The organism is Methylomonas sp. HW2-6 (genome assembly GCF_052474525.1).
Window position 1 is genome coordinate 3,007,174 of the sequence record NZ_CP184124.1, and the last position, 21,333, is coordinate 3,028,506.

The window sequence follows — 21,333 nt, forward strand, 5'->3', positions numbered from 1 at the left end:
TTCGAGATGTTCAGAATAATCAAAAACCTTTATAACTATAGAGAGCTAATAGCCGCTCTAACTTACAAAAATATAGTTATTCGCTACAAACAGGCTTACCTTGGCATTTTATGGGCGGTACTAAAACCAGTTATGCTGATGTTGGTATTCACGCTAGTCAAGGGTTTCGTAGGTATTGAGACAGGTGGATTACCTTACCCTTTAATTACCTTTGCGGCATTAATACCTTGGGTCTTTTTTCAGGAATCCGTTTCCGAAGGTGTAAACAGCGTCACCTCGAACGCAGCCTTAATTAAAAAAATATATTTCCCAAGGGAAATTTTTCCGTTGACAGCAATGGTGACCAAACTAGTAGAACTAGTTGTTAGTTTTGTAATACTGGCCGGAATGATGATCTATTACAAAATTTTGCCTACTATATATGCTTTCTGGCTGCCGGTTTTTGTGCTGTATACCATGGTAGTGGCTTTGACGATCAGTTTTTTCGGCGCAGCGATGAATGTCTACTACCGCGATATCGCGCAAGCCATACCAATCGGCCTATCGTTATTGATGTACGGCTCACCGGTGATTTATCCCTTAAGCCTGGTTAAAAAGAAACTACTTATAGAGCAGGCAGCCGGAGAGTGGTCGGAGAAGTTGTATACCCTTTACACTATAAATCCATTAGTTGGAATAATCGATAGTTTTCAGCGCACACTAATTGGAGCATCTGACCCGGATTTTCAAGCACTTTACCCAGGTTTGATATTAACTTTGTCTGTGCTTCCTTTTAGCTATTGGTTTTTTAAGCGGGCTGAAAATTGGTTTGCAGACGTTATCTAATAGGTCGATAACTTACTAGAATCGAAATACTCAAATTCCACTATATGGCCATTATAGAAGTCAATCATCTGACCAAAGAATATCAACTCGGACACCTTACCAGTTTGAAAGAAACTGCCGTCAACGCAATACGACGCCTAAGTTTTCAGCCTACAATTAGTCGCGAGCGGTTTAAAGCCCTCGACAATGTGAACTTTGCTATTGATGAAGGTGAAGTCGTTGGCATTATCGGACACAACGGCGCCGGAAAAAGCACTCTACTCAAACACCTCGCCAATATTAGCAAGCCTACAAAGGGCAATGTTGTGGTAAGAGGTAGTATCGCCCCGCTTATCGAAGTGGGCGCAGGCGTAAATCCAGAATTAACCGGCAGGGAAAATATTTTCCTGAATGGTTCTATTTTGGGTATTCCGAAAAAAGTCATTCAACAAAAATTGGACGAAATCATTAATTTTTCCGAATTGGAAAAATTTATTGACACCCCTGTAAAACGATACAGCTCCGGCATGACCGTAAAGCTGGGATTTTCCATCGCCACCAGTCTGGATGCGGATATTCTAATTATCGATGAAGTTTTAGCAGTCGGCGACTTAGCGTTTCAACGGAAATGCTTCAATAAGATGGAAGACATGATAATTCATCAAGGAAAAACAGTTTTACTTGTCAGCCACAACATTCGACAAATCGAACGCATATGCAAGCGAGTGCTCCTCATGGATCACGGTAAAATTGTCGCGGATGGAAACCCGGCGGAAATATGTGGCCTTTTTTATGCGCAAAACGACGAGAAAATAAAAGAGCAAAGCCACCATTCATCAAGCAGAGCTCGAAAAGAGCTTTCTGGGGATATCGAACTAAATGCCGTTGAAATAATTAACGATCGCGGTGAAAAAATTGAAAGCATCAATACCAATGAAAATATAACATTTCGTTTGAATTTTAAAGTCAACAAAACACTTGAAAACCCAAACTTCGGGTTTGGAATTCATACCACAGACTTTCTTTATCTTGCCACAGAAATCACCGAGTCTCAGTTTAAAAACAAAATACTGTATCCAGGTCAATATATATTGGCCATTGAAATACCATCCTTTCCTCTATTACCCGGTGTTTTTTCAATTCGTATCGGCATTGAGGCCGGAAAAATAGCGCGTAATATCTTCTATGAAGAAGGCGTAATTAACTTCCAAGTTAAAACTTCAAATATCGAAAGAACTCAAAGCATGACGGAAGGATTTATTAATTTAAACGGAAAATGGAAATTTCTTGACAACAATGGACAATAAATAAAATGCATTGGCGAATCGAAAGACTTAAAAATATAATTGGATCAAAATTTTACAATATTGCCAACTTCGCTCGACAATCACTCTGGCTTGCAAGAGAAAAGAAATACCCGAGAACGCAAGACGGAGAATTACTTTTACACATTGGCTGCGGCGACATAAACGCCCCAGACTTTATCAATATTGATGCTAGAAAATATCGTCATGTCCATATAGTGACTCGCAATATTTTCCGCCTATGGATGATTCCGGATAATACTGTCGATCTCATCTACATGTGTCACGTATTGGAGCACGTCCCTAGGAAAAATATATCATTAGTCCTCAAAGAAATGCATCGCATATTAAAACCCAAAGGAAAATTAAGAATATCCGTACCGGATTTCGATCACATCATTGCCATTTATAACGATACAAATCACCAAATAGAATACATATCGCCCTCCCTTATGGGCGGACAAGATTACCCAGAAAATTTTCACCATGAAGTCTATAACAAAAAATATTTAAGTAACCTATTATTTTCACATAATTTTGGAGACATAACGGAATGGAATCCGCATGAAAGTCAATTTCATAATTTTGAAGACTGGGCATCAAAGAAGCTATCGTTTAATAACAAAGAATACCTAATTAGCCTTAACTTAGAGGCTTCAAAGGTTCAATAGTAAAAAAATGAATAAATTACCAAGAATAACGATAGTAACTCCCACCTTTAACCAAGGTAAATTTATTGAGAAAACTATACAATCTGTAATATCACAAGATTATCATAATCTGGAGTTTATAATAATTGATGGTGGAAGTACCGATAACACAATTGAGGTCATAAAAAAATACGAGCACTATTTAGCTTATTGGGTTAGCGAGCCTGATAGAGGTCAAAGCCATGCTATAAACAAAGGCATGGCAAAAGCCACCGGCGACATACTTACTTGGCTAAATTCGGATGATTGGTACCTGCCTGGCACTCTTGAATATTTCTCTAAGACATTCCAGAACAATCCGGAAATTGGTATGGTCGTTGGCTCAGGAAGAATTGTTGATTTGTCTGGCAACGAAATTTATTACATTGAACCTAATCCAACAATCGATCTGAATAGCCTATATAGCTGGATGAATGGCGGCAATTTTTTGCAACCGTCTAGCGCATTTTCTCGCGCGGCTTGGGAGCAGGTTGGTCCGATTGATGAATCTATCCACATCGCGATGGATCTGGATTTATGGCTGCGAATGGCGGAAAATGGAATTAAATTTATCAGCACTGACAGCCTTCTTTCTGAAGCTTTAAGTCATCCTAATGCCAAAACAACAGCTTTTGAGAAACTTATGCTTTTAGATTGTGCGATGGTTATCATTCAACATGGTGGTAAAAAGCAAGTCGAAAAACAACTAACAGATATAATCAATAAATACTGCTGGTACGAGAAAAATTACCAAGCAATTATCCAGAATCCTGTTATTAGATTTCTCAGACCGATTATCAAGCGATTGGCAAAAAATGAAGATCAATACTGGAGCGAATTCATACCGCCATGGGTAAAACATTAACTTTAGTTGCCGGATCGATATCTCAACAAATATATTCTTTACCGAGTCATTTAGCGCATGAAAATACTGATCGTCTCTGACTCCTACCCAGCATTCGACCGTTCCTCATACGAACTCAGGTTTTCTCGCTTGATTCAAATACTGACGGAGTCTCACCAAGTATCGCTTTGCCCGTTGGATGTCCCCTACATGGTCAACGAATTAGGAGAGTCCGCGGTGTCGCTTTATCGACAAACTTTGGTGTCTCAAGGCGTCGGTATTTGCGATAACGGATTGGTGCCGGCCTTACAGGCTGAAAATTACGATTCGGTGGTATTCGTTCTCTATGTACTGGCGACCCCGAAAAATATTCAAGCAGTAAGAGATTGGGCGCCGACAGCGAAATTGATTATAGACTCTGTAGACGTTCAGTTCGGCCGATATATGTCACGTGCCCGATTGACTAAACAACAGAGCGATATAGATTTCGCCAATAAAGTTAAGCGGGAAGAAATTGCCACCTATAGGAAAGCTGATTTCATTATTGTCGTTTCTGAACAGGAGCGTCAGTTATTAGCACCAGAACTCCCCGCCAATAAACTCGCTATCATTCCAAATATTCATCCTATGGGTGAATATATTCCTACTGCGGCGCGAGATAAAAACGTATTGATGTTTGTAGGCTGGGGCCAGTATGAGCCTAATAGTGACGCAGTGTTATATTTTGCCAACGAGGTCTTGCCGCTAATATTAGAACAAGCCCCTCAGGTTCGTTTTAAAGTAATCGGCGAAGGCTACCCGGAGACGGTGAAAAATCTTCACGGCGGGCCCATCGAGATTTTGGGCCACGTGCCGTCCATGCACCCTTATTTGACAGAGTCCTATATCTCGGTAGCACCTTTGCGTTACGGGAGCGGTGTAAAGGGCAAAATTGGCGAAGCGCTGTCCTTCGGCCTCCCAGTCGTCACGACCTCGATTGGGCTAGAAGGCTTCGGGCTTACTCCAGGCAAGGAAATATTGATTGGCGATACACCCAGAGAATTTGCCGATCACGTATTAAGTTTACTCAACGATCCGGGGCGGCATAGCGAAATCGGCTTATCCGGCAGAAATTTTCTGGAAAATAATTTTTCAGAAGCGGTGGTGAAAGTCAAAATTAATCAGGTATTCAGCCAGATCGATCAAACCCAGGTACCATGGTTAAAACTCAAAAGCCGCATTCTTCGTAGCTGGTTTTATCACACTCTCAATCGTTATGTGCTATGGCGATTCAATAAAACAAATTAACTAAGATGAACGGTAATTTTGGCATCAACGTTATCGGCTACGTCAGCAGTAACGTAAGCTTGGGAATAACTGCCAGGCATTTTGTAAAACTATTTTTAAATCGGCAAATTCCAGTATCGATTTTTGATATAGATTACAAGCGCGCTCCCAATGCCCGGGTGCATGAGTACCAGGATCTTACAGTTGACGACCCGATACAACTGCCCTACTCGATCAATTTGTTCTTTCTATCGATGGGACAATTGCCAAACCTGTTTCTGCATCCCCCGAAGGGCTTGTTTGCCGCCAATCGTCTCAATGTAGGATTGATCTGGTGCGAAGAAACAGTGCTACCGAAACGCTTCCGGGAAGCGCTACGTTTATTTGATGTGGTACTGGCCGGATCGCACTTTGTTAAACATGTATTTGATACTAATTTATCGGATGTATTGACGCTCGACTGCATACACCCGCTTTTCCTGCCTGACGGAATTTACGCAGACCGCGCTAAATTTGAACTGCCTCACGATAAGCTTCTGTTTGTATCCAGTTTCGATCCGCATCATGACCCGGCCCGCAAGAACCCATTTGGTGCTGTCGATGCTTTCCTGCAGGCGTTTCCCGGCAACTCCGAAGCTTCGGACGCGCCGCATTTAGTCGTGAAATTAAATAACGCGGAAGTCACTACGCCGGGTTGCAACCCCATGCGATTGGTAGAGGAACTAAAATCACGATGTGCTGGTAATCCCCGTGTTCATTTTATCCCCAAGTCGCTGAGCTACCCGGATGTGTTAAGCCTGTATGCCAGCTGTGACGTATTTGTCTCTATGCACCGTGCGGAAGGACTGGGACTCGGACCATTAGAATGTATGACGTTAGGCAAGCCTGTGATAGCAACCGCCTGGTCGGGTAACATGTCGTTCATGCGGCACACGAATTCGTGTCTGGTAGGATTTGATTTGGTGCCTTATACCGGCATGGCCGCCAATGGCCCTGACCGACTCGGCAAACGCGCAGTATGGGCAGAACCCCATATCGATGAGGCCGCCGATTGGATGAAAAAATTGGCCGTCGATCCGGGATTTCGCGAAAAAATCGGCCGCCAAGCGGCGGCTGATGCTCGGGCCTATCACGCCGCGTCGGAGCAAATCGAATTTATGAACGATTTGGCGTTAATTCTGGAAGAAAAATCGTTTTTATCACGGCGGCAACACAGCAAGCTGAGCGATACCAAGGCATTAAAAAACGCCGAAATGCAATTTAACTATTTCGGACTCCCTGGTTTTAAAAGACGATGCATCGACATGTTGGACAAACATGTAATGTGGCGTTTCAAGCAAACCCACTCAAATGGATCGGCATAACCATCTTAACAGCCAGAGCAAGCCGCTGGCTTTGCTCACGCTAACACTCGAAATTGAGCCAACCTCGTGACTATCTATTATCTTTGTCCGGAACATAACACTCCCGTAGGGGGGGTAAGAGTCATATATCAGCATGTCGACGTATTGAACCGTAACGGCATCCCGGCCTACGTCGTGCACAACAATCCCGGATTTCGAGTATCGTGGTTCGAAAATAAAACGCCAATTGTGTATTGGCGGGGCTCGATCATCGATCGTCTTCACGGCAAGGTAAAACGCCGTTTCCAGCCGGATCAGGTCGTTGAGTTGCACATCAAAGGCGGCAAAAGTCGCACGATCGGCTCAGACGACATTATTGCTATACCGGAATTGTACGGACCGGATTTGGCGTGGGCTTACGGCAAAGGCATAAAAAAAGTCGTATTAAACCAAAATTGCTATCTGACCTTTAACGGTTACTCGTTGAACAAAGATCGCCTGATAAGTCCATATCACGACCCCGATACGCTTGCCACGCTGGTAAACTCGAAGGACGGCGAAGATTATTTACGTCATGCTTTTCCGGAACTATCGCTCTATCGGTTTAGACTCTCTATCGATCCTAATACCTTTTATTATCAAGAGAAAAAGAAAAAGAAAAAGCAATTGTGTTTTTCCCGCATCAAAAATCAGCAAGACGCGATGCAAGTGATTAACATTCTGAAGTTTCGCGGCGCGCTTGAAGACTTCGAGATCGTCCCTTTCATTAACTTGCCTCAAGCAGAAGTTGCAAGAATTTATCGCGACTCGGCCGTCTTTTTGAGTTTCGGTTATCCCGAAGGCTTCGGCTTACCTGCTGCAGAGGCTATGGCATCGGGTTGTGTCGTGATCGGCTTCCACGGCGGCGGGGGCCGGGAGTTTTTCAACCCTGAATTCTCTTATCCTATCGAGCAAGGCGATATAGTAGGCTTTGCGAAAACTGTCGAACACGTCATACAAACCTACCGGCAGGCCCCCGAAACCATGGCGCAGAAAGGTCGGCTGGCAGCTAATTTTATTCGCGAGACTTATTCATTGGCGCTTGAAGAACAAGAAATCGTGTCAGCCTGGCGAGCCATACTTGCAAAATTCAACTCTGTTTAACATTTTATGAAGACCAGTCCACGCCTTATCGCTTTTCATTTACCTCAATTTCATCCTACCCCGGAAAACGACGAGTGGTGGGGCAAAGGGTTCACAGAATGGACCAACGTCGCTAAAGCCAAGCCGCTATACCCCGGCCATTACCAACCCCATGTGCCGGCCGACCTCGGATTCTACGACCTACGGTTACCCGAAGCGCGTCACGCTCAAGCCGAACTTGCCAAAGAATACGGAATTGAGGGGTTTTGCTACTACCACTACTGGTTCGGCGACGGCCGACGCATCCTTGAGCGGCCAGTCAACGAGATTCTCGCCAGCGGCGAACCCGATTTCCCATTTTGCTTGTGCTGGGCAAATCATAGTTGGAACAACATCTGGCAAGGCACCGCTGATCGAACTTTAATCGAGCAGACCTACCCAGGCATGGAAGACCATAAGCAGCACTTTGAATGGCTGCTTAATGCCTTCAAAGACCCACGTTACATCACGATCGAAGGCAAACCTCTGTTTTTGATTTTTAGTCCGATGGACGTGCCCGATCTGCAAAACGTAATTGCGTACTGGCGAGAATTAGCCGCCGCCGCCGGATTGGCTGGTCTGTATCTGGTTGGAGTGAATTATCGAATGCGCCAGGACTGGGACCCGACCAGCGTCGGGCTCGATGCTTCGACGTGGCAGCCTTTGCCACCAAAAGATGGTCACTTACCCACCCGATATATCATGCGTAAAATCTTGCGGTTTATTGCGGGAAAAAAATCCTCGCTGACCGTATACGACTATGCGGAGGTGATGGATAACCTGATTCGCAAATCGGCACCAAGCTTTCCGGACTATCCGACCGTATTACCAAACTGGGATAACACTCCGCGATCCAACGAAAACGGCTTAGTACTGCATGGATCAACGCCCGAGCTATTCAGGAAGCTATTACGCCAAGCGTTTGGATTAATTGCCAAAAATCCCCCCGAAAAACGCATTGTTTTTGTCAAAGCTTGGAATGAATGGGCTGAAGGCAATTATCTGGAGCCCGATCAACTACACGGCCTGAGTTATCTGAATATTGTCAAAGAAGAACTCACCCATTACGAAAACTAGTCAAGTTATAGAGTTGCCGAGTTAAACGCCGTGGCATTAAATAACAACTCAAAAACAGGGGATACTTTTGTCTCCATAGTAATGCCATGTTTCAACTCGGCTGTCACGATCAAAAACTCCGTTGCTTCCGTTTACAACCAAACTTTTAAGAATTTCGAGTTAATTATCGTTGACGACGGCTCAACAGATAACTCCAGACAAGTCATCAACGAATTGGAAGCTACTTATCCCAATATTAAGTCGATATTCAAATCCAACTCCGGCCCGGCGCAAAGCCGTAACGTCGGAATTCAAGCGGCCTCTGGCCAATTTATTGCTTTTCTAGACTCCGATGACACTTGGCACCCGGAGTTTTTAGAAAAACTTCTCGGCTGCCTAGAACAAAATCCGGATTGCACACTTGCCTATTGCGGCTGGCAGAATATCGGCTTAGCAGCCGACCGCTGCAAGCCCTATATTCCGCCGGACTACGAAACGTCCGATAAGGCGAGTATTCTGTTAAAAAGCTGCCCTTGGCCGATCCACGCCGTCATTACCCGCAAACAAGAGATAGACCGCGTCAAAGGTTTTAACGATGCCTGGTTTACCGCAGAGGATTTTGACATGTGGTTGAGAATTGCGTTATTCGGCAAAATTGTCCGGGTTCCGGAAGTTCTTTCTTACTATCACCATAAACAAGGCGAACAGATTACCCGTAATCGCTTGCGCGCAATATTGAATCATCTTGGCGTACAAAAAGCCTTTTTAAAAGACTTTCCAGGCATCGAAAAATCCATTGGCAAGCAGAACTGCAATAAATTGATTTATGAGCAGATTTTATATCAAGCGTATGAATTATACTGGGCCGGCGAATTGGGCGGAGCCCAAATATTATTTAGAAAAGCTTTTATATCCGGCCAGTTTAAACCTACTGATCTGAAATATATTATTCCCGCTTGGTTACCGTCCGGTATTTATTTAAATTTTATTGGCGCGTTTAGAAAACGGGCCAATCAATAAAACATTTATACCCTGGATTTTGGTCGCCCAGCTTTCGCGACCACAATCGGCTGGTTTTTACTTGGCGGATTCAAAAGTGAAGTGCAACACCCAAAACACCAGTAAGGTATGCACATGGAAATTACCTCAAAGCGCTATCAACAGCTTCAGCCTGAAGAGCGAGTCACGATCAGCAGTCTGAAGCAACAAAACTACGGTGTTCGTGCCATAGCACGGGTGCTGAAACGTCCCGCCAGCTGCATCAGCCGAGAACTGGGTCGTAATAGCGCATCCGGTCATTACGGCAGCGTCCAAGCGCATCAGGCCTGTCAACGTCGGCGGCGACAATCCAGACCTCGGCAGAAACTGCATGTCGATGGCGTGTTGTTTGGTGTCGTCAAATATTTCCTTCAGCAAGGCTGGTCACCGGAGCAGATTGCTCTGGCGCAGGCGGCTCTCTATCCCAAAGGTCATGAGTATCGCGTGTCACACGAAACCATCTACAACTGCATCTATGCCCAACCGGTCGGCGAATTAAAGCGCGACCTGATTGCCTGTCTGCGCCAGGCCAAAAACAAACGGGTGCCGCGCAGCAAGGGCCAAGACCGTCGAGGTCAGATACCGGACATGCTCAGCATCCACCTGCGGCCTCCTGAAATCGAAGACCGCCAGTTTCCAGGGCATTGGGAAGGCGATCTCATCAAAGGCGCGGGTAATGCCAGCGCGGTGGGTACCTTGGTGGAACGTACCAGTCGCTTGCTGATGTTGATCAAACTACCCCATCCGCAGCCCGCCAGTGCCGCTAACGTACTGCAAGCCTTTACCGACAAACTCAACAGCATTGCCCAACCGATGCGGGTGAGCATGACTTATGACCAAGGCCGCGAGATGGCTTTACACAAGCAGCTTTCGGCCAATACCGGCATTGCCGTGTACTTCTGCGATCCTCATAGCCCCTGGCAGCGCGGCTCCAACGAAAATATGAACGGCCTGGTTCGTCAGTATTTGCCCAAGGGCACTGATCTGTCCGGTTACACGCAACAACAACTCGATGCCATTGCCGATCAAATCAACTCTCGACCCCGGAAAGGTCTTGGGGTACGCTGTCCGCTCGCTGTTTACAGGGAATTGCTGCTGAACAGCTCGCAACAGTCAACTCTCATTCATTAATATCGAGGTGTTGCACTTCACTTTTGAATCCGCCCTTCAATAGCAAAATGACCCGGATTACCGGAACGTGCATTAAGCAAAAAACCAGACCAAACCAATACCGAAACCATTTCCGGGATGTAAGAAAGGTGCCGCTTTCCACGGCACCTTCACGGCCCATGCGATTGACCGCTATAGGCCCGTAACCATTTCTGGCTGGGATCCCCCTATGGAATGACGGCCGGCAATTCCGAAGGGTTAGAGACGTTTATACAAGTCGGATGACCAAAGCCACCGGCGCTCTTACCGTCGGCCCCGATGTCGTAAACGATATTATCCGGGCGCTGCCCATCGCCGCTGACGCCGTTTACGCCCTGAAGGTGATCCAAACCTAAATTATTTCTGACTCGCCAAGCGATATTGTGGTCGGCACACGATGTGTCGCCGCTCAAACCGATACCGCCAATCAAGGCTTGTCCTGTCGCATATAAACCAAGACCGCCGCCAAACACATTGACACCGCCGATTTTTTTGCCGACCATCGGGTCGACCGGCGTGCCGTAAAGGCCTGAGTTACCGCCATAAGCCACTTCCGCATTCACCGGATTACTTTCCTGTAGTCCAAACAGACTACCACCAGGCTGCACCGCAGAGTATAAATTTGCGGTCGACAACGCCAGCCCCAACTGTCTGCCCGAGCCGGCCGAAGCCGAGGTAGAATCCAGGCTCAAGGAATTGGCAGTATTGGCTTTTTGGGCCGAAATCACCCGACTGGCAGGCCATTGCGCTGCTCGATTACTACCGGAATAAGCCACGGCACAAACCACACCGTCTCGGTTGACGATAGTGGCCCACATATGCAGATTCAAACCGCTGCTTTCGGTGCTGACGGCCTGATTCAAGGCAGCTTTTAACGCAGCGTGGCTGGGCAAGCCTTTACAAGCTGCGCCAATACCTTTGCCGCCAAAATCCCAATCTGCGAATGCGTTACCCGTATTCAACAGGGCGGCGACAGTCGCCGCAAGTACTAACTTCGAATTCATAATTTCCCCTCGTTATTTTTGTTGTTGACCATGCGTTCGATAGCTCGCTCGCGCAGCCGATGGTAGCCGCGGCTCGCTCTTATGACTGAGCCGCGTTTTTGGATTCTAGATTGGCAAGGGCTAAGGGTCAACCGTCCGCACGGAGGGTAGTTAGCGAGTGCGGCTATTACGGCGGGCGGCAACCAGAAAACGCACTAAAACCAGTAATGTAAAATCAGACAGGCAATCGCGCCGGCGGCGATATCGTCAAGCATGATGCCGAGACCGCCGTCGACGTTTCGATCTAACCATTTGATCGGCCAAGGTTTCAGGATATCCAACAGCCTGAACAGAACGAATCCGGCCAACAAACTCTGCCAGGATAAAGCAACGCCGAGCATGGTCACCAAGAAACCGGCGATTTCGTCCCAGACGATGCCGCCGAAATCGTGTACCTGCAGTTTGTCCGCGGCGCGGCGGCAAATCGCCACTCCAGCGACGATTGCTACCAGCGTCGCCAAGCTATAAACGACGCTGCCGGTTTGGACCAATAACAGATACAGCGGAATCGCGGCGGCAGTACCGAACGTGCCCGGCATGAACTTGGAAAGACCGGAGCCGAAACCGAACGCCAAAAACAACACCGGGTCGCTTAGGATTTGCCGGGGGCTTAACCGGCTGTTACCGTAATATTCTCTAAGCAAAGTGTTGATAACCCCTGGCTGGAATGTTTTCGATACGCCCTGCCCGACGAATCCGCAGACCGGACTCGACCTCGACGACGCCGACGCAGTGGCAACCGGCCGGTACCTTTGCCGCCAATGGCGCCGGCACCGTGAAGCACAGTTCATAGTCGTCACCAGCGCTCAACGGCAACGTCCAGTCCGAACTGGTTGCGATATACTCGCCCACCGCAGTCGACAACGGCAGTTTGTCCCAATCGAGCACCGCACCGACGCCGCTTTGCTGCAGAATATGGCCCAGGTCGGCAGCCAAGCCGTCGGAAATATCGATGCAGGCGCTGGCAACGCCGCGCAACGCCAAACCGGTCTCGATTCGCGGTAGCGGCCGGTCGAACCTTTGCAAAGATTGTTCGTTACCGAAGACCGGCAAACCTTGTTTGATCTTGAGTCCCAAGCCGGCATCGCCGATGGGGCCGCTGACGAAAATCAAGTCGCCGGGCCTGGCGCCGGAACGCAACAAGGCCTGGCCGCGCGGCACTGCACCCATGGCCTGTACCGTCAAGCTCAGCGGTCCGGAGGTGGTGTCGCCACCGACCAGATCCACCCGATATTGACGAGCCAGGGCCAGAAAACCATCGGCAAAAGCTTGCAACCAGGATTCGTCGACTTGCGGCAAGGTCAACGCCAGCGTCACCGCGAACGGCTCGGCGCCCATCGCCGCCAAATCGCTGAGGTTTACCGCCAAGACTTTATGCCCCAAGGCATTCGGATCGACATCGGCAAAAAAATGCACGTTTTCGACCATGGTGTCGGCGGTCACGGCGATCTGGTAGGTTTCCGGCAGATTCAGCAAGGCGCAATCATCGCCGATGCCGAGTTGATTGAACGGATGTTGCAGCGCCGATCCGGCAAAGAAGCGACGGATCAGGTCGAATTCGCCCAGCGCCATCAGTCGCCGGTTTTATGGCGTTGTTTGGCGGCGATTTCCATTGCCCGCTGCTTCTGTGCCACTTTATCCAGAATACCGTTGACGTATTTGTGGCTGCCGTCGGCGCCGAAATCCTTGGCCAGATTGACGCCCTCGTTGATGATGACCTTGTACGGGGTTTCCAGACGGTTGATCAATTCATAGGCACCGATGCGCAGAATCGCCCGCTCCACCGGATCGATTTTCTCCACTGGCCGGTCGACGAATTCGGCCAACGCGGCGTCGATCACGTCCAGCTGTTTCGGCACGCCGTGGAACAGTTCGCTGAAATAAGTTTTCTGGGCGCCTTTCAAATGTTCTTCTTCCAGAAAATAGGTCTCGATCCGGGTCAGACTGTCGCCCGACATCTGCCATTGGTACAAGGCCTGCACCGCACATTTTCTGGCGTTGGTTTTTGCCTGGCTCATTAATTGCCCTGGTTGGCGTTCAGGGCCTTGAACAGGCTGACCATTTCGATCGCGGACAGAGCGGCCTCGGCGCCTTTGTTGCCGGCTTTGGTGCCGGCGCGTTCGATCGCCTGCTCGATGCTATCGACCGTCAACACACCGAATGCAACCGGAATATCGTGTTGCAATGCGACTTGGGCAATGCCTTTGACGCATTCGCCGGCCACGTATTCGAAGTGCGGCGTGCCGCCGCGAATCACGGCGCCCAAGGCGATGATCGCATCGTACTTTTTACTGGCGGCGATGCGTTGCACCACCATCGGCAATTCGAAGGCGCCCGGCGCCTTGACCAGCGTAATATCGTTGCGATCCGCACCGTGGCGGACCAATGCATCGATCGCGCCGCCTTCCAATTGTTCGACGATAAAGCTGTTGAAGCGCGAAGAGACGAGACAAAACTTGCCGCCTTGCGCGGAAAAATTGCCTTCTACGGTAGTGACTGTTGCCATGTATTTACCTGATGAGTGAGAGATTGAGGTTGTTGCGGTCAATTGCCGGCATCGATATGTTCGACCACTTCCAGATCGAAACCGGACAAGCCGATGTATTTTTTTTGCGCGCCCATCACCTTGAGCCGGCGCACACCCAGATCGGACAAAATCCGCGAACCGGCGCCGGTGGTGCGCCAATCGGCGTCGGCGCTGAGATCGCGACTGTGTTTGACGCCGTGGTCCTGCATTTGGTAGCTATGGATCAATTCGACCAGATCTTTGTTGTTTTCTTTCTGCCGGATCAGCACCAGCACGCCGCGGCCGGCCTCTGCGATATTTTTCAGCGCTTCCCGCACCGGCAGACTGCAATCGCTGCGTTTGGAGAACAGCAAATCGTCGATTACGTTACGCGCATGCACTCGCACCAAAACCGGCTCGTCGCCAGCCACGTCGCCCATGACCAAGGCCAGATGGACGTTGTCGTCGTTACAATCCTGGTAGGCATATAACCGAAAATCGCCGAACTCGGTCGGATAGGCGCATTCGCTGATGCGTTCCAACGTGTTCTCGTGCTTGATCCGGTAATGGATCAAATCGGCAATCGTGCCGATTTTCAGATTATGGCGTTCCGCGAACGCCTCCAAGTCGGGACGGCGGGCCATAGAGCCGTCGTCGTTCAGAATTTCGACGATTACCGCGGCCGGCTCGACACCGGCCAAGCGAGCCAGGTCGCAACCGGCTTCGGTATGCCCGGCCCGGTTCAGCACGCCGCCGGCCTGCGCCATCAGCGGAAAAATATGGCCCGGCTGGACCAAATCGCTGGGCTGAGCCTGTTTGGCAACGGCGGCTTGCACTGTCAACGCCCGGTCCGCCGCAGAAATGCCGGTGGTAACGCCCTCGGCCGCTTCGATCGACACGGTGAAATTGGTGGTATAGGGGGTGCGGTTGTCGTTGACCATCAGCGGCAGCCGCAGTTGCTGGCAACGTTCGCGGGTCAAGGTCAAACAAATCAGGCCGCGACCGTATTTGGCCATGAAATTGATGTCTTCCGGGCGGACGAATTCGGCCGCCATCAACAAATCGCCTTCGTTTTCGCGATCTTCATCGTCCATGATGATGACCATCTTGCCTTGGCGCAGATCGCCGATGATTTCTTCTATGCTGTTCATTGGATAAAGCCTGCGTCGTGAAGTAGGGCCTCGGTGATGGTCCCCCGGCCGCGGGCCGCAGCATCGCCTTGCATCAGGCGTTCCAGATAGCGGGCCAACAGATCGACTTCCAGATTGACCCGGTGGCCGACTTCGGCCTGGCCGAGCGTGGTTTCCTGCAAAGTGTGCGGCACGATATTTACGGCAAAGGTGGCGCCGTCGACGCTGTTGACCGTCAGGCTGATGCCGTCGATGCAAATCGAGCCTTTTTCCGCGATGTATTTGGCCAGTGGGTCCGGCGCTTTAAACTTGAAGCGCCAGGAACGGCCGTCGGCGCGTTTTTCCAGAATTTGGCCGATACCGTCGACATGGCCACTGACGATATGCCCGCCCAACCGGCTGCTTGGAGTCAGCGCCAACTCCAAATTAACCGGCATACCCGGTTTGGCCTGGCTTAAGGTCGTGCGCGATAAGGTCTCGTTAGATACGTCGGCACTGAAGCGATGCTCGGCCAATTCGACCGCGGTCAGGCAGACACCGTTGACGGCAATGCTGTCGCCGAGCGCGCAGTCTTGCAGCGACAGTTTGCCGGTTTCGATACTCAAGCGGCAATCTCCGCCCCTGGGTTGAACGGCCGCGATTTGGCCGACGGCTAAAACAATTCCGGTAAACATGATATTCGCTCGATGATTCGGGTTATGTTGGACCGTCAACGTTTTTGCGGCTGTTCCGCCGGCTGCGCAGCGGAGTCCTGAGTTTTTTCGGTTTTGTGCGGTTTACGGTAAACGGTTACCGATTGGTAGACGCCGCTATGATAATCGTAAATTTCGATATCGTGCTCTTCACCGACGTATTTGCCGCCTTCGATTTTAACGGTTTTCGAGCTTTTCGATTCGTCGTCCTCGGCGCCCGCCCAGCCCGGCAACAACGATAATGACAACGTAAAAATGATGACAGTCCTCATAACGGCTAGCCCTAATCGGAAATTGTTTGCGGGCGGTACAGCAACCGTAAATCCGGGCCTACTTGCCGCACTTCCGCCAAAGTAAGTTTTTTCTTATCTTGCAGGCGCTGCAACTCCGGCATCCGGAACAGGCCGCGTCCGCTGTCGCCCAAAACGCAAGGCGCCATATAAATCAACCACTCGTCGACCAGGCCGCTATTCAGCAAAGCGCCGTTCAAGGTCGCACCGGCCTCGACCCAGACCGTGTTGATCTGCCGCTCTGCCAGCAATCTGCACACCTGGTGCAAATCGGTTCGTCCGGCTGTCGCATCGACCTGAAACACCTTGTAGCCGGCATCCAGCAGACGCTGTCGTTTTACCGAATCGCTGCTGGAAGTGACGATCCAGACTTCCGCAGGATCCTGCAACATCCGCGCAGCGAGCGGTATGCGCAAATGGCTGTCCAGTACCACTTTCACCGGCTGGACCACATCGAAATCGACCCGCGCGCTCAATGAAGGATCGTCTGCCAACACCGTGTCGATTCCGGTCAAAACCGCGCTGCTGGCGGCTCGCCAACGTTGGACATCCTGCCGCGACTGCGGCGAGGTGATCCACTGGCTTTCTCCGCCGGCCATCGCCGTGCGCCCGTCCAGACTCATGGCCAACTTGCTGCGAATCCACGGCAAACCTTGGCTCATCCGTTTGAAAAAGCCGCGGTTCAAATTTTCCGCTTCGCTTTGCAACACACCGCAAACCGCTTCGACCCCGGCCGCAGCAAGCTGCTGCAAGCCACGGCCGGATACCAGCGGATTCGGATCTTGCATCGCGGCGACCACCCGTGTCACACCTGCTGCAATCAATGCCTCGGTGCAGGGCCCGGTCTTGCCTTGATGACTGCAAGGTTCCAGCGTGACGTAGGCCGTGGCGCCGCGGGCGTCACCGGCCCGACTCAACGCGTCGACTTCGGCATGAGCGTAACCGGCGCGCTGGGTCCAACCCTCGGCAATGATTTCGCCATGCTTGACCAAGACGCAACCGATATGGGGATTGGGATCGGTCGTATACAAGCCGTTTTGTGCCAGTTTCAAAGCCCGCGCCATAAAGGCGGCGTCTTGGCTAGGCGTCATGCTTCTGCAGATTTTCGATCACGGCGGTGAAATCGGACACATCCTGGAAACTACGGTAAACCGAGGCAAAACGCACGAAAGCCACGTGATCTAGCGCTTTCAGTTCGTTCATCACCATCTCGCCCAGCTCGCGCGCCGGGATTTCCCGCTCGCCCTTGGCCGTCAGCGCCTTTTTGATCCGGCTCAACGCGGCTTCGACGGCATCGACCTGCACCGGCCGTTTTTCCAGCGCCCGTTGCATACCGGCCCGCAGTTTTTGTTCGTCGAAACTTTGCCGGGCGCCGCTACGTTTGATAATCCGCGGCAGGGTCAATTCGACCACTTCGAACGTGGTAAAGCGCTCTTTGCAGGCGACGCACTCCCGCCGACGCTTGACTTGGTCGCCGTCGTCGGCCAGACGGGTGTCGATCACCCGCGTGTCTTGTGCAGCGCAAAACGGACAACGCATGTTAAAAATCGAAACTGGGTTTAAAGGGGTGCATTTTATTACAGAACCCAGTGATATTGAAATCGGCTAATAGCTGGCACCGCCCTCGTTCAATACGCCTTTCGAGACCGACCGGATATGCACGTCGCGTTGCGGATACGGGATTTCGATATGGTGGGCCTGTAACGCTTCGTAGATCTGAATATGCAATTTGTGGGTAGCGACGGCCCGGTCGCTCAGCTCGCGCACGAACACATTGACTTTGAATTCCAATGCGCTTTCGCCGAAACCGACGAAACTGATCACCGGTTCCGGATCGGCCAGAACTTGTTCGGTGTTTTTTACCGCTTCGCTCAGGATCTGTTCCACCAACTCGATATCGGAGCCGTAGGAGACGCTGACCGGTACCACCACCCGGGTTACGGTATCGGACAAGGTCCAGTTGATCAGCTGGTCGGTAATGAAGGTCTTATTCGGCACCACCAACTCCTTGCGGTCCCAATCGACGATGTGGGTAGCCCGCATTTGAATCCGGCTGACCCGGCCGGTAACGTCGCCCACGGTAACGGTATCGCCGACCCGAATTGGCCGTTCGAACAACAGGATAATGCCCGACACCATATTGGCGAAGATCTCCTGCAAACCGAACCCCAAACCCACGCTGAGCGCCGCCACCAACCATTGCACCTGCGACCAGCTGCCGCCAAGCTCGTTGGCGACAGCCAAAAAGGCAATCGAAACCAAACTGTAACGCACCAACTGAATCAGGGCGTAACGGCCGCCGGCGGTCATGGCGAATTTACCGGCCGTAGCCAAGTCGACCAAGGTTGGAAAATTGCCGACGAACAAAAACGCCAGTCCAATATACAGCAAACACAGCAGGAGATTGATCAACGTGATCGGCTGCAGTGCCTCCTTGCCGTCGACGATTTGGGCGTGCTGCCACAACACGATTTGGTCGAATACCGAAAATGCCGGCAGGATATCGCTCCAGATCAGCCAAGCACCAACCACGAGCAACACGCCGGTTATCGTGGTCAGAAATTTATGGCCCTGCTGGTTGATTTTGGAGATGTCCAACAATTCATCTTCCAACGGAATCGCCGGCTCGGCGCCGGTCGCGGCTGCCGCCTGTTCGGTCTGTTTGCGCTTTTGGCGGGCATTTTGCAGCGCCAGGCGCCGCTCGGTATTTCGCAACCAACGTAACACCAAGGCCTGGAACAAGGACACGAAAAACACCAATCGCAGACTGTCGATCAGCTTTTGTTCCAACTCCAACGCACTTTGGAAATAGCCAGCCACCGCGAAGCCGATAATCGCCAGCGGCGTCAGTACCGCAATCGCATACCAGACGTAACGCAACCGACTGACCCAACCCTCCGAGTGTTGGTAAAAATAGCGACCCAGTCCGGTTTGCGGCTGCGTCAAACGGTGAAAGACGTAGCTGAAGGTCAGCATCATCGCAATCAGCGCGCTACGCCCCAAGGCATAGCTGTGTTCGGAAAACAAGTCGCTCCCGGTCATCGACATAATGAATACGGCTGGCAGCAACAAAAACCGGGCCCATTTCATTTGGCCGTAAAGCAGACTGGTGGCATGCTCCGGCCAATGAAAAAGGGTTTCGGCGATACCGCCGGGTTTGAACAGGCGAAAGAAAAATTGTACGACAAACAGCGATACGGCTGTAACGACCATCCCCTCGGCGAAGGCGTGGCTGAAAAAATCGGCGCGGGCGTTCAATAACAATACGCCGCCGATCCAGGCCATTAATAACCCGCCGTATAAAGACAACAGCATCAAATATCCCATGCCGGATAGAATCTCGCCGAAACTATGGCCTATCGGATTTTTGACCAGCAAGCGCCCCAGCTTGAGTTTAAGATTCAAGCGAAAACGCCAATGCAGGACCACTATCCCCAAACCGACCAGCGCTAACATCGGATAATTCGCGATGCTCTCGGCAAAATCGGCGGCCACCCGCAGCCAATTGCCCGGATTCAGAAACCAGGTCAACGACGAGATAATATCCTTCAAATAATGTTTGTCGATCACCGGCGCGCTGGGCACCCACAGCAAGCGCTGGTCGAGATAGGCACTGAATTTGTCGGCCACGCCCAGCATTTGTTGCAAACTGAAATCGACGTCGCCGAGTAAGCGGCCGTAGTCGTTATAACTGGCGGCCAGCCGCATCACCAGATCTTTGCGGTCGTTCAATAACATGCGCAATTCGGTACGAATCCGCAATTTCTCCGCGTCGTCCGTCTCCGCCGGCAATTGGCCGATTTGATCCAGTAACACTTGATTGACATCGGCCAACTCTTTCTTCGCCTCATCCAGTTTGAACATTTCCAAACTCGCCAGCGCAATTTGCGCCTGGATATCGTCGTTCAAATGGGCAAACTGCTTTCGCTGCGGCACGTTACGACGCTGTTCCCGCAGCAGGTTGCCCAAGGCCGGACTCAAACCGGCGAGATTGATTTTTTGCTCGGCGCTTTGAAAGTCTTTTTCCAGTTGTTTGCCGCGGGTATCGATCTCGGTTTTTTGCAGCAGGTATTGCTCCATGTTTTTATTGATGTCCTGCAGCTTGCGGTTGTATTGCATGTTCTGCTTGGTTGCAGCTCTAATCAGCGGATGCTTGCTTTCCGCTTCTTTCTCCGCCTGCGCCAATTCGGCCTGCTCCTTGTCAATTTGCTGCTGGCGCCGATCCAATAAAAAATTATCCAGATCGGCAATGGTCAGAGCTTCCAACTCCCGTTGCAACGACGCCAGATGCATCCGGTCCTTTTCGACCTGCAACCGGAGCGGGCTGCTGATGTTTTCCAGCTCCAGCGTTTTCAAACTGCTGTTCAACAGGCGAATCCGGGTATCCAGTTGGATTTGGCGGGCTTCGCGCTCGTAGAGACTGTCGGCGGCGCGCGCGACCAAACTTTGTTGCTCCTGTAAACTGGATGCCTGCTTGTTTTTGATTTCGGCAATTTTTTCCCGAATCAGTTGCGGCCGGCTATTTAGTTCGCCGATTTGCGCTTCGATCCGGCTGATTTCGGCATCCAGATCGCTGAGACGGGTCTTTTCGATAATTAAGCGCTGCTCCAGTTCGTCGGTCGGAAATAGCGCCAACTTTTCCGCTTTGCGATTTTTTAAGTTGTTTTCCGCTTCGGCAATCTGGCCGGCGATTTGTTTGGCAACGACCGGATACAAACTCAACGCCTGCTTGAAGGAATCGGCTTGAGCATCCTGAGCTTCGGCCTCGCTCAAATTGTCGTCGCTTTCGCGGTAGGCGGCCAAAATCCGGTTCTTGATCTCTTCGGCCAGATTTTGCTTGTCCTTGATCGATTGCACCCGCTGCTGAATATCGGCCCGGGTCACGGCTTTGATGGCCGTAGCCGGCGCAGCTGCGGCCGAAAAGGCATCGCCCGCCAACAACATCAATAAAAAAACAGGCTATGCAGCAAAAAATTCAAGTTCATGAGTTAGTGTAATCAGCGTAAAACAAAATAGCC

The 21,333-nt window shown here is 50.6% G+C and carries 21 protein-coding genes; 10 read left to right on the forward strand and 11 right to left on the reverse strand.

The genetic code is table 11. The features are described 5' to 3' along the window. Positions 1 to 6 precede the first annotated feature (6 nt). From ACH518_RS14640 to ACH518_RS14685, 10 genes are all read left to right on the forward strand, one after another. Positions 7 to 825 (forward strand): ABC transporter permease, encoded by an 819-nt coding sequence (locus ACH518_RS14640; protein WP_140911222.1) that lies wholly within the window; start codon positions 7 to 9, stop codon positions 823 to 825. Between the two features lie 44 nt (positions 826 to 869). After that, positions 870 to 2,111 (forward strand): ABC transporter ATP-binding protein, encoded by a 1,242-nt coding sequence (locus ACH518_RS14645; protein ID WP_445370627.1) that lies wholly within the window; start codon positions 870 to 872, stop codon positions 2,109 to 2,111. A 5-nt stretch (positions 2,112 to 2,116) separates the two neighbouring features. Continuing rightward, positions 2,117 to 2,779: a class I SAM-dependent methyltransferase gene (locus ACH518_RS14650; protein ID WP_445370628.1), complete on the forward strand. Its 663-nt coding sequence runs from the start codon at positions 2,117 to 2,119 to the stop codon at positions 2,777 to 2,779. 7 nt (positions 2,780 to 2,786) lie between these two features. Further along, a complete protein-coding gene (locus ACH518_RS14655; protein ID WP_445370629.1) occupies positions 2,787 to 3,662 on the forward strand; it encodes a glycosyltransferase family 2 protein in 876 nt (291 codons plus the stop codon). A gap of 57 nt (positions 3,663 to 3,719) precedes the next feature. After that, positions 3,720 to 4,928 carry a glycosyltransferase family 4 protein gene (locus ACH518_RS14660; RefSeq protein WP_140911218.1) on the forward strand — a complete coding sequence of 403 codons (1,209 nt, stop codon included), beginning with the start codon at positions 3,720 to 3,722 and terminating at the stop codon, positions 4,926 to 4,928. 5 nt (positions 4,929 to 4,933) lie between these two features. Then, positions 4,934 to 6,271 carry a glycosyltransferase family 4 protein gene (locus tag ACH518_RS14665; RefSeq protein ID WP_445370630.1) on the forward strand — a complete coding sequence of 446 codons (1,338 nt, stop codon included), beginning with the start codon at positions 4,934 to 4,936 and terminating at the stop codon, positions 6,269 to 6,271. A 144-nt stretch (positions 6,272 to 6,415) separates the two neighbouring features. Further along, a complete protein-coding gene (locus tag ACH518_RS14670; protein WP_445370631.1) occupies positions 6,416 to 7,393 on the forward strand; it encodes a glycosyltransferase in 978 nt (325 codons plus the stop codon). Positions 7,394 to 7,399: 6 nt separating this feature from the next. Further along, entirely contained in the window at positions 7,400 to 8,488 is a 1,089-nt protein-coding gene (locus tag ACH518_RS14675; RefSeq protein ID WP_445370632.1) for a glycosyltransferase WbsX family protein, read from the forward strand. 30 nt (positions 8,489 to 8,518) lie between these two features. Continuing rightward, positions 8,519 to 9,487, forward strand: coding sequence for a glycosyltransferase family 2 protein (locus tag ACH518_RS14680; protein WP_445370633.1), 969 nt, complete (start codon positions 8,519 to 8,521; stop codon positions 9,485 to 9,487). Between the two features lie 114 nt (positions 9,488 to 9,601). Next, positions 9,602 to 10,636 (forward strand): IS30 family transposase, encoded by a 1,035-nt coding sequence (locus ACH518_RS14685; RefSeq protein ID WP_445370157.1) that lies wholly within the window; start codon positions 9,602 to 9,604, stop codon positions 10,634 to 10,636. 206 nt (positions 10,637 to 10,842) lie between these two features. On the opposite strand, the gene ACH518_RS14690 is transcribed toward ACH518_RS14685, so the two are convergent. From ACH518_RS14690 to ACH518_RS14740, 11 genes are all read right to left on the reverse strand, one after another. Beyond that, positions 10,843 to 11,658 carry a GlcG/HbpS family heme-binding protein gene (locus ACH518_RS14690; protein WP_445370634.1) on the reverse strand — a complete coding sequence of 272 codons (816 nt, stop codon included), beginning with the start codon at positions 11,656 to 11,658 and terminating at the stop codon, positions 10,843 to 10,845. 194 nt (positions 11,659 to 11,852) lie between these two features. Further along, entirely contained in the window at positions 11,853 to 12,350 is a 498-nt protein-coding gene (locus tag ACH518_RS14695; protein WP_445373002.1) for a phosphatidylglycerophosphatase A family protein, read from the reverse strand. Then, the gene (gene thiL, locus ACH518_RS14700; protein ID WP_445370635.1) at positions 12,334 to 13,269 is read right to left on the reverse strand and encodes a thiamine-phosphate kinase; all 936 of its coding nucleotides are present in this window, start codon (positions 13,267 to 13,269) and stop codon (positions 12,334 to 12,336) included. The genes ACH518_RS14695 and thiL overlap by 17 nt, the downstream gene beginning before the upstream one ends. After that, positions 13,269 to 13,715, reverse strand: a complete 447-nt coding sequence (gene nusB, locus ACH518_RS14705; RefSeq protein WP_140911212.1) for a transcription antitermination factor NusB — start codon at positions 13,713 to 13,715, stop codon at positions 13,269 to 13,271. Before nusB ends, thiL begins: the two co-directional genes overlap by 1 nt. Continuing rightward, complete coding sequence (ribH, locus tag ACH518_RS14710) at positions 13,715 to 14,203, reverse strand: 6,7-dimethyl-8-ribityllumazine synthase (protein WP_140911211.1); 489 nt, start codon at positions 14,201 to 14,203, stop codon at positions 13,715 to 13,717. The genes nusB and ribH overlap by 1 nt, the downstream gene beginning before the upstream one ends. Before the next feature lie 38 nt (positions 14,204 to 14,241). Then, on the reverse strand, positions 14,242 to 15,354 hold the full coding sequence (ribBA, locus tag ACH518_RS14715; RefSeq protein ID WP_140911210.1) for a bifunctional 3,4-dihydroxy-2-butanone-4-phosphate synthase/GTP cyclohydrolase II: 1,113 nt from the start codon (positions 15,352 to 15,354) through the stop codon (positions 14,242 to 14,244). Further along, positions 15,351 to 16,007 carry a riboflavin synthase gene (locus ACH518_RS14720; RefSeq protein ID WP_445370636.1) on the reverse strand — a complete coding sequence of 219 codons (657 nt, stop codon included), beginning with the start codon at positions 16,005 to 16,007 and terminating at the stop codon, positions 15,351 to 15,353. Before ACH518_RS14720 ends, ribBA begins: the two co-directional genes overlap by 4 nt. Positions 16,008 to 16,042: 35 nt before the next feature. Next, positions 16,043 to 16,297: a hypothetical protein gene (locus ACH518_RS14725; protein WP_445370637.1), complete on the reverse strand. Its 255-nt coding sequence runs from the start codon at positions 16,295 to 16,297 to the stop codon at positions 16,043 to 16,045. Positions 16,298 to 16,308: 11 nt separating this feature from the next. Further along, the gene (gene ribD, locus ACH518_RS14730; protein ID WP_445370638.1) at positions 16,309 to 17,406 is read right to left on the reverse strand and encodes a bifunctional diaminohydroxyphosphoribosylaminopyrimidine deaminase/5-amino-6-(5-phosphoribosylamino)uracil reductase RibD; all 1,098 of its coding nucleotides are present in this window, start codon (positions 17,404 to 17,406) and stop codon (positions 16,309 to 16,311) included. Further along, entirely contained in the window at positions 17,396 to 17,854 is a 459-nt protein-coding gene (nrdR, locus tag ACH518_RS14735; protein WP_140911206.1) for a transcriptional regulator NrdR, read from the reverse strand. Before nrdR ends, ribD begins: the two co-directional genes overlap by 11 nt. A gap of 66 nt (positions 17,855 to 17,920) precedes the next feature. Further along, positions 17,921 to 21,259: a mechanosensitive ion channel domain-containing protein gene (locus tag ACH518_RS14740; protein WP_445370639.1), complete on the reverse strand. Its 3,339-nt coding sequence runs from the start codon at positions 21,257 to 21,259 to the stop codon at positions 17,921 to 17,923. Between the last annotated feature and the right edge of the window lie 74 nt (positions 21,260 to 21,333).

Bases quoted from the DNA above. Each gene is read 5' to 3' on its own strand.
- ACH518_RS14640 (WP_140911222.1), top strand. From the start codon at position 7: ATGTTCAGAATAATCAAAAACCTTTATAACTATAGAGAGCTAATAGCC.
- ACH518_RS14645 (WP_445370627.1), top strand. From the start codon at position 870: ATGGCCATTATAGAAGTCAATCATCTGACCAAAGAATATCAACTCGGA.
- ACH518_RS14650 (WP_445370628.1), top strand. From the start codon at position 2,117: ATGCATTGGCGAATCGAAAGACTTAAAAATATAATTGGATCAAAATTT.
- ACH518_RS14655 (WP_445370629.1), top strand. From the start codon at position 2,787: ATGAATAAATTACCAAGAATAACGATAGTAACTCCCACCTTTAACCAA.
- ACH518_RS14660 (WP_140911218.1), top strand. From the start codon at position 3,720: ATGAAAATACTGATCGTCTCTGACTCCTACCCAGCATTCGACCGTTCC.
- ACH518_RS14665 (WP_445370630.1), top strand. From the start codon at position 4,934: ATGAACGGTAATTTTGGCATCAACGTTATCGGCTACGTCAGCAGTAAC.
- ACH518_RS14675 (WP_445370632.1), top strand. From the start codon at position 7,400: ATGAAGACCAGTCCACGCCTTATCGCTTTTCATTTACCTCAATTTCAT.
- ACH518_RS14685 (WP_445370157.1), top strand. From the start codon at position 9,602: ATGGAAATTACCTCAAAGCGCTATCAACAGCTTCAGCCTGAAGAGCGA.
- ACH518_RS14690 (WP_445370634.1), bottom strand. From the start codon at position 11,658: ATGAATTCGAAGTTAGTACTTGCGGCGACTGTCGCCGCCCTGTTGAAT.
- thiL (WP_445370635.1), bottom strand. From the start codon at position 13,269: ATGGCGCTGGGCGAATTCGACCTGATCCGTCGCTTCTTTGCCGGATCG.
- nusB (WP_140911212.1), bottom strand. From the start codon at position 13,715: ATGAGCCAGGCAAAAACCAACGCCAGAAAATGTGCGGTGCAGGCCTTG.
- ribH (WP_140911211.1), bottom strand. From the start codon at position 14,203: ATGGCAACAGTCACTACCGTAGAAGGCAATTTTTCCGCGCAAGGCGGC.
- ribBA (WP_140911210.1), bottom strand. From the start codon at position 15,354: ATGAACAGCATAGAAGAAATCATCGGCGATCTGCGCCAAGGCAAGATG.
- ACH518_RS14720 (WP_445370636.1), bottom strand. From the start codon at position 16,007: ATGTTTACCGGAATTGTTTTAGCCGTCGGCCAAATCGCGGCCGTTCAA.
- ACH518_RS14725 (WP_445370637.1), bottom strand. From the start codon at position 16,297: ATGAGGACTGTCATCATTTTTACGTTGTCATTATCGTTGTTGCCGGGC.
- ribD (WP_445370638.1), bottom strand. From the start codon at position 17,406: ATGACGCCTAGCCAAGACGCCGCCTTTATGGCGCGGGCTTTGAAACTG.
- nrdR (WP_140911206.1), bottom strand. From the start codon at position 17,854: ATGCGTTGTCCGTTTTGCGCTGCACAAGACACGCGGGTGATCGACACC.
- ACH518_RS14740 (WP_445370639.1), bottom strand. From the start codon at position 21,259: ATGTTGTTGGCGGGCGATGCCTTTTCGGCCGCAGCTGCGCCGGCTACG.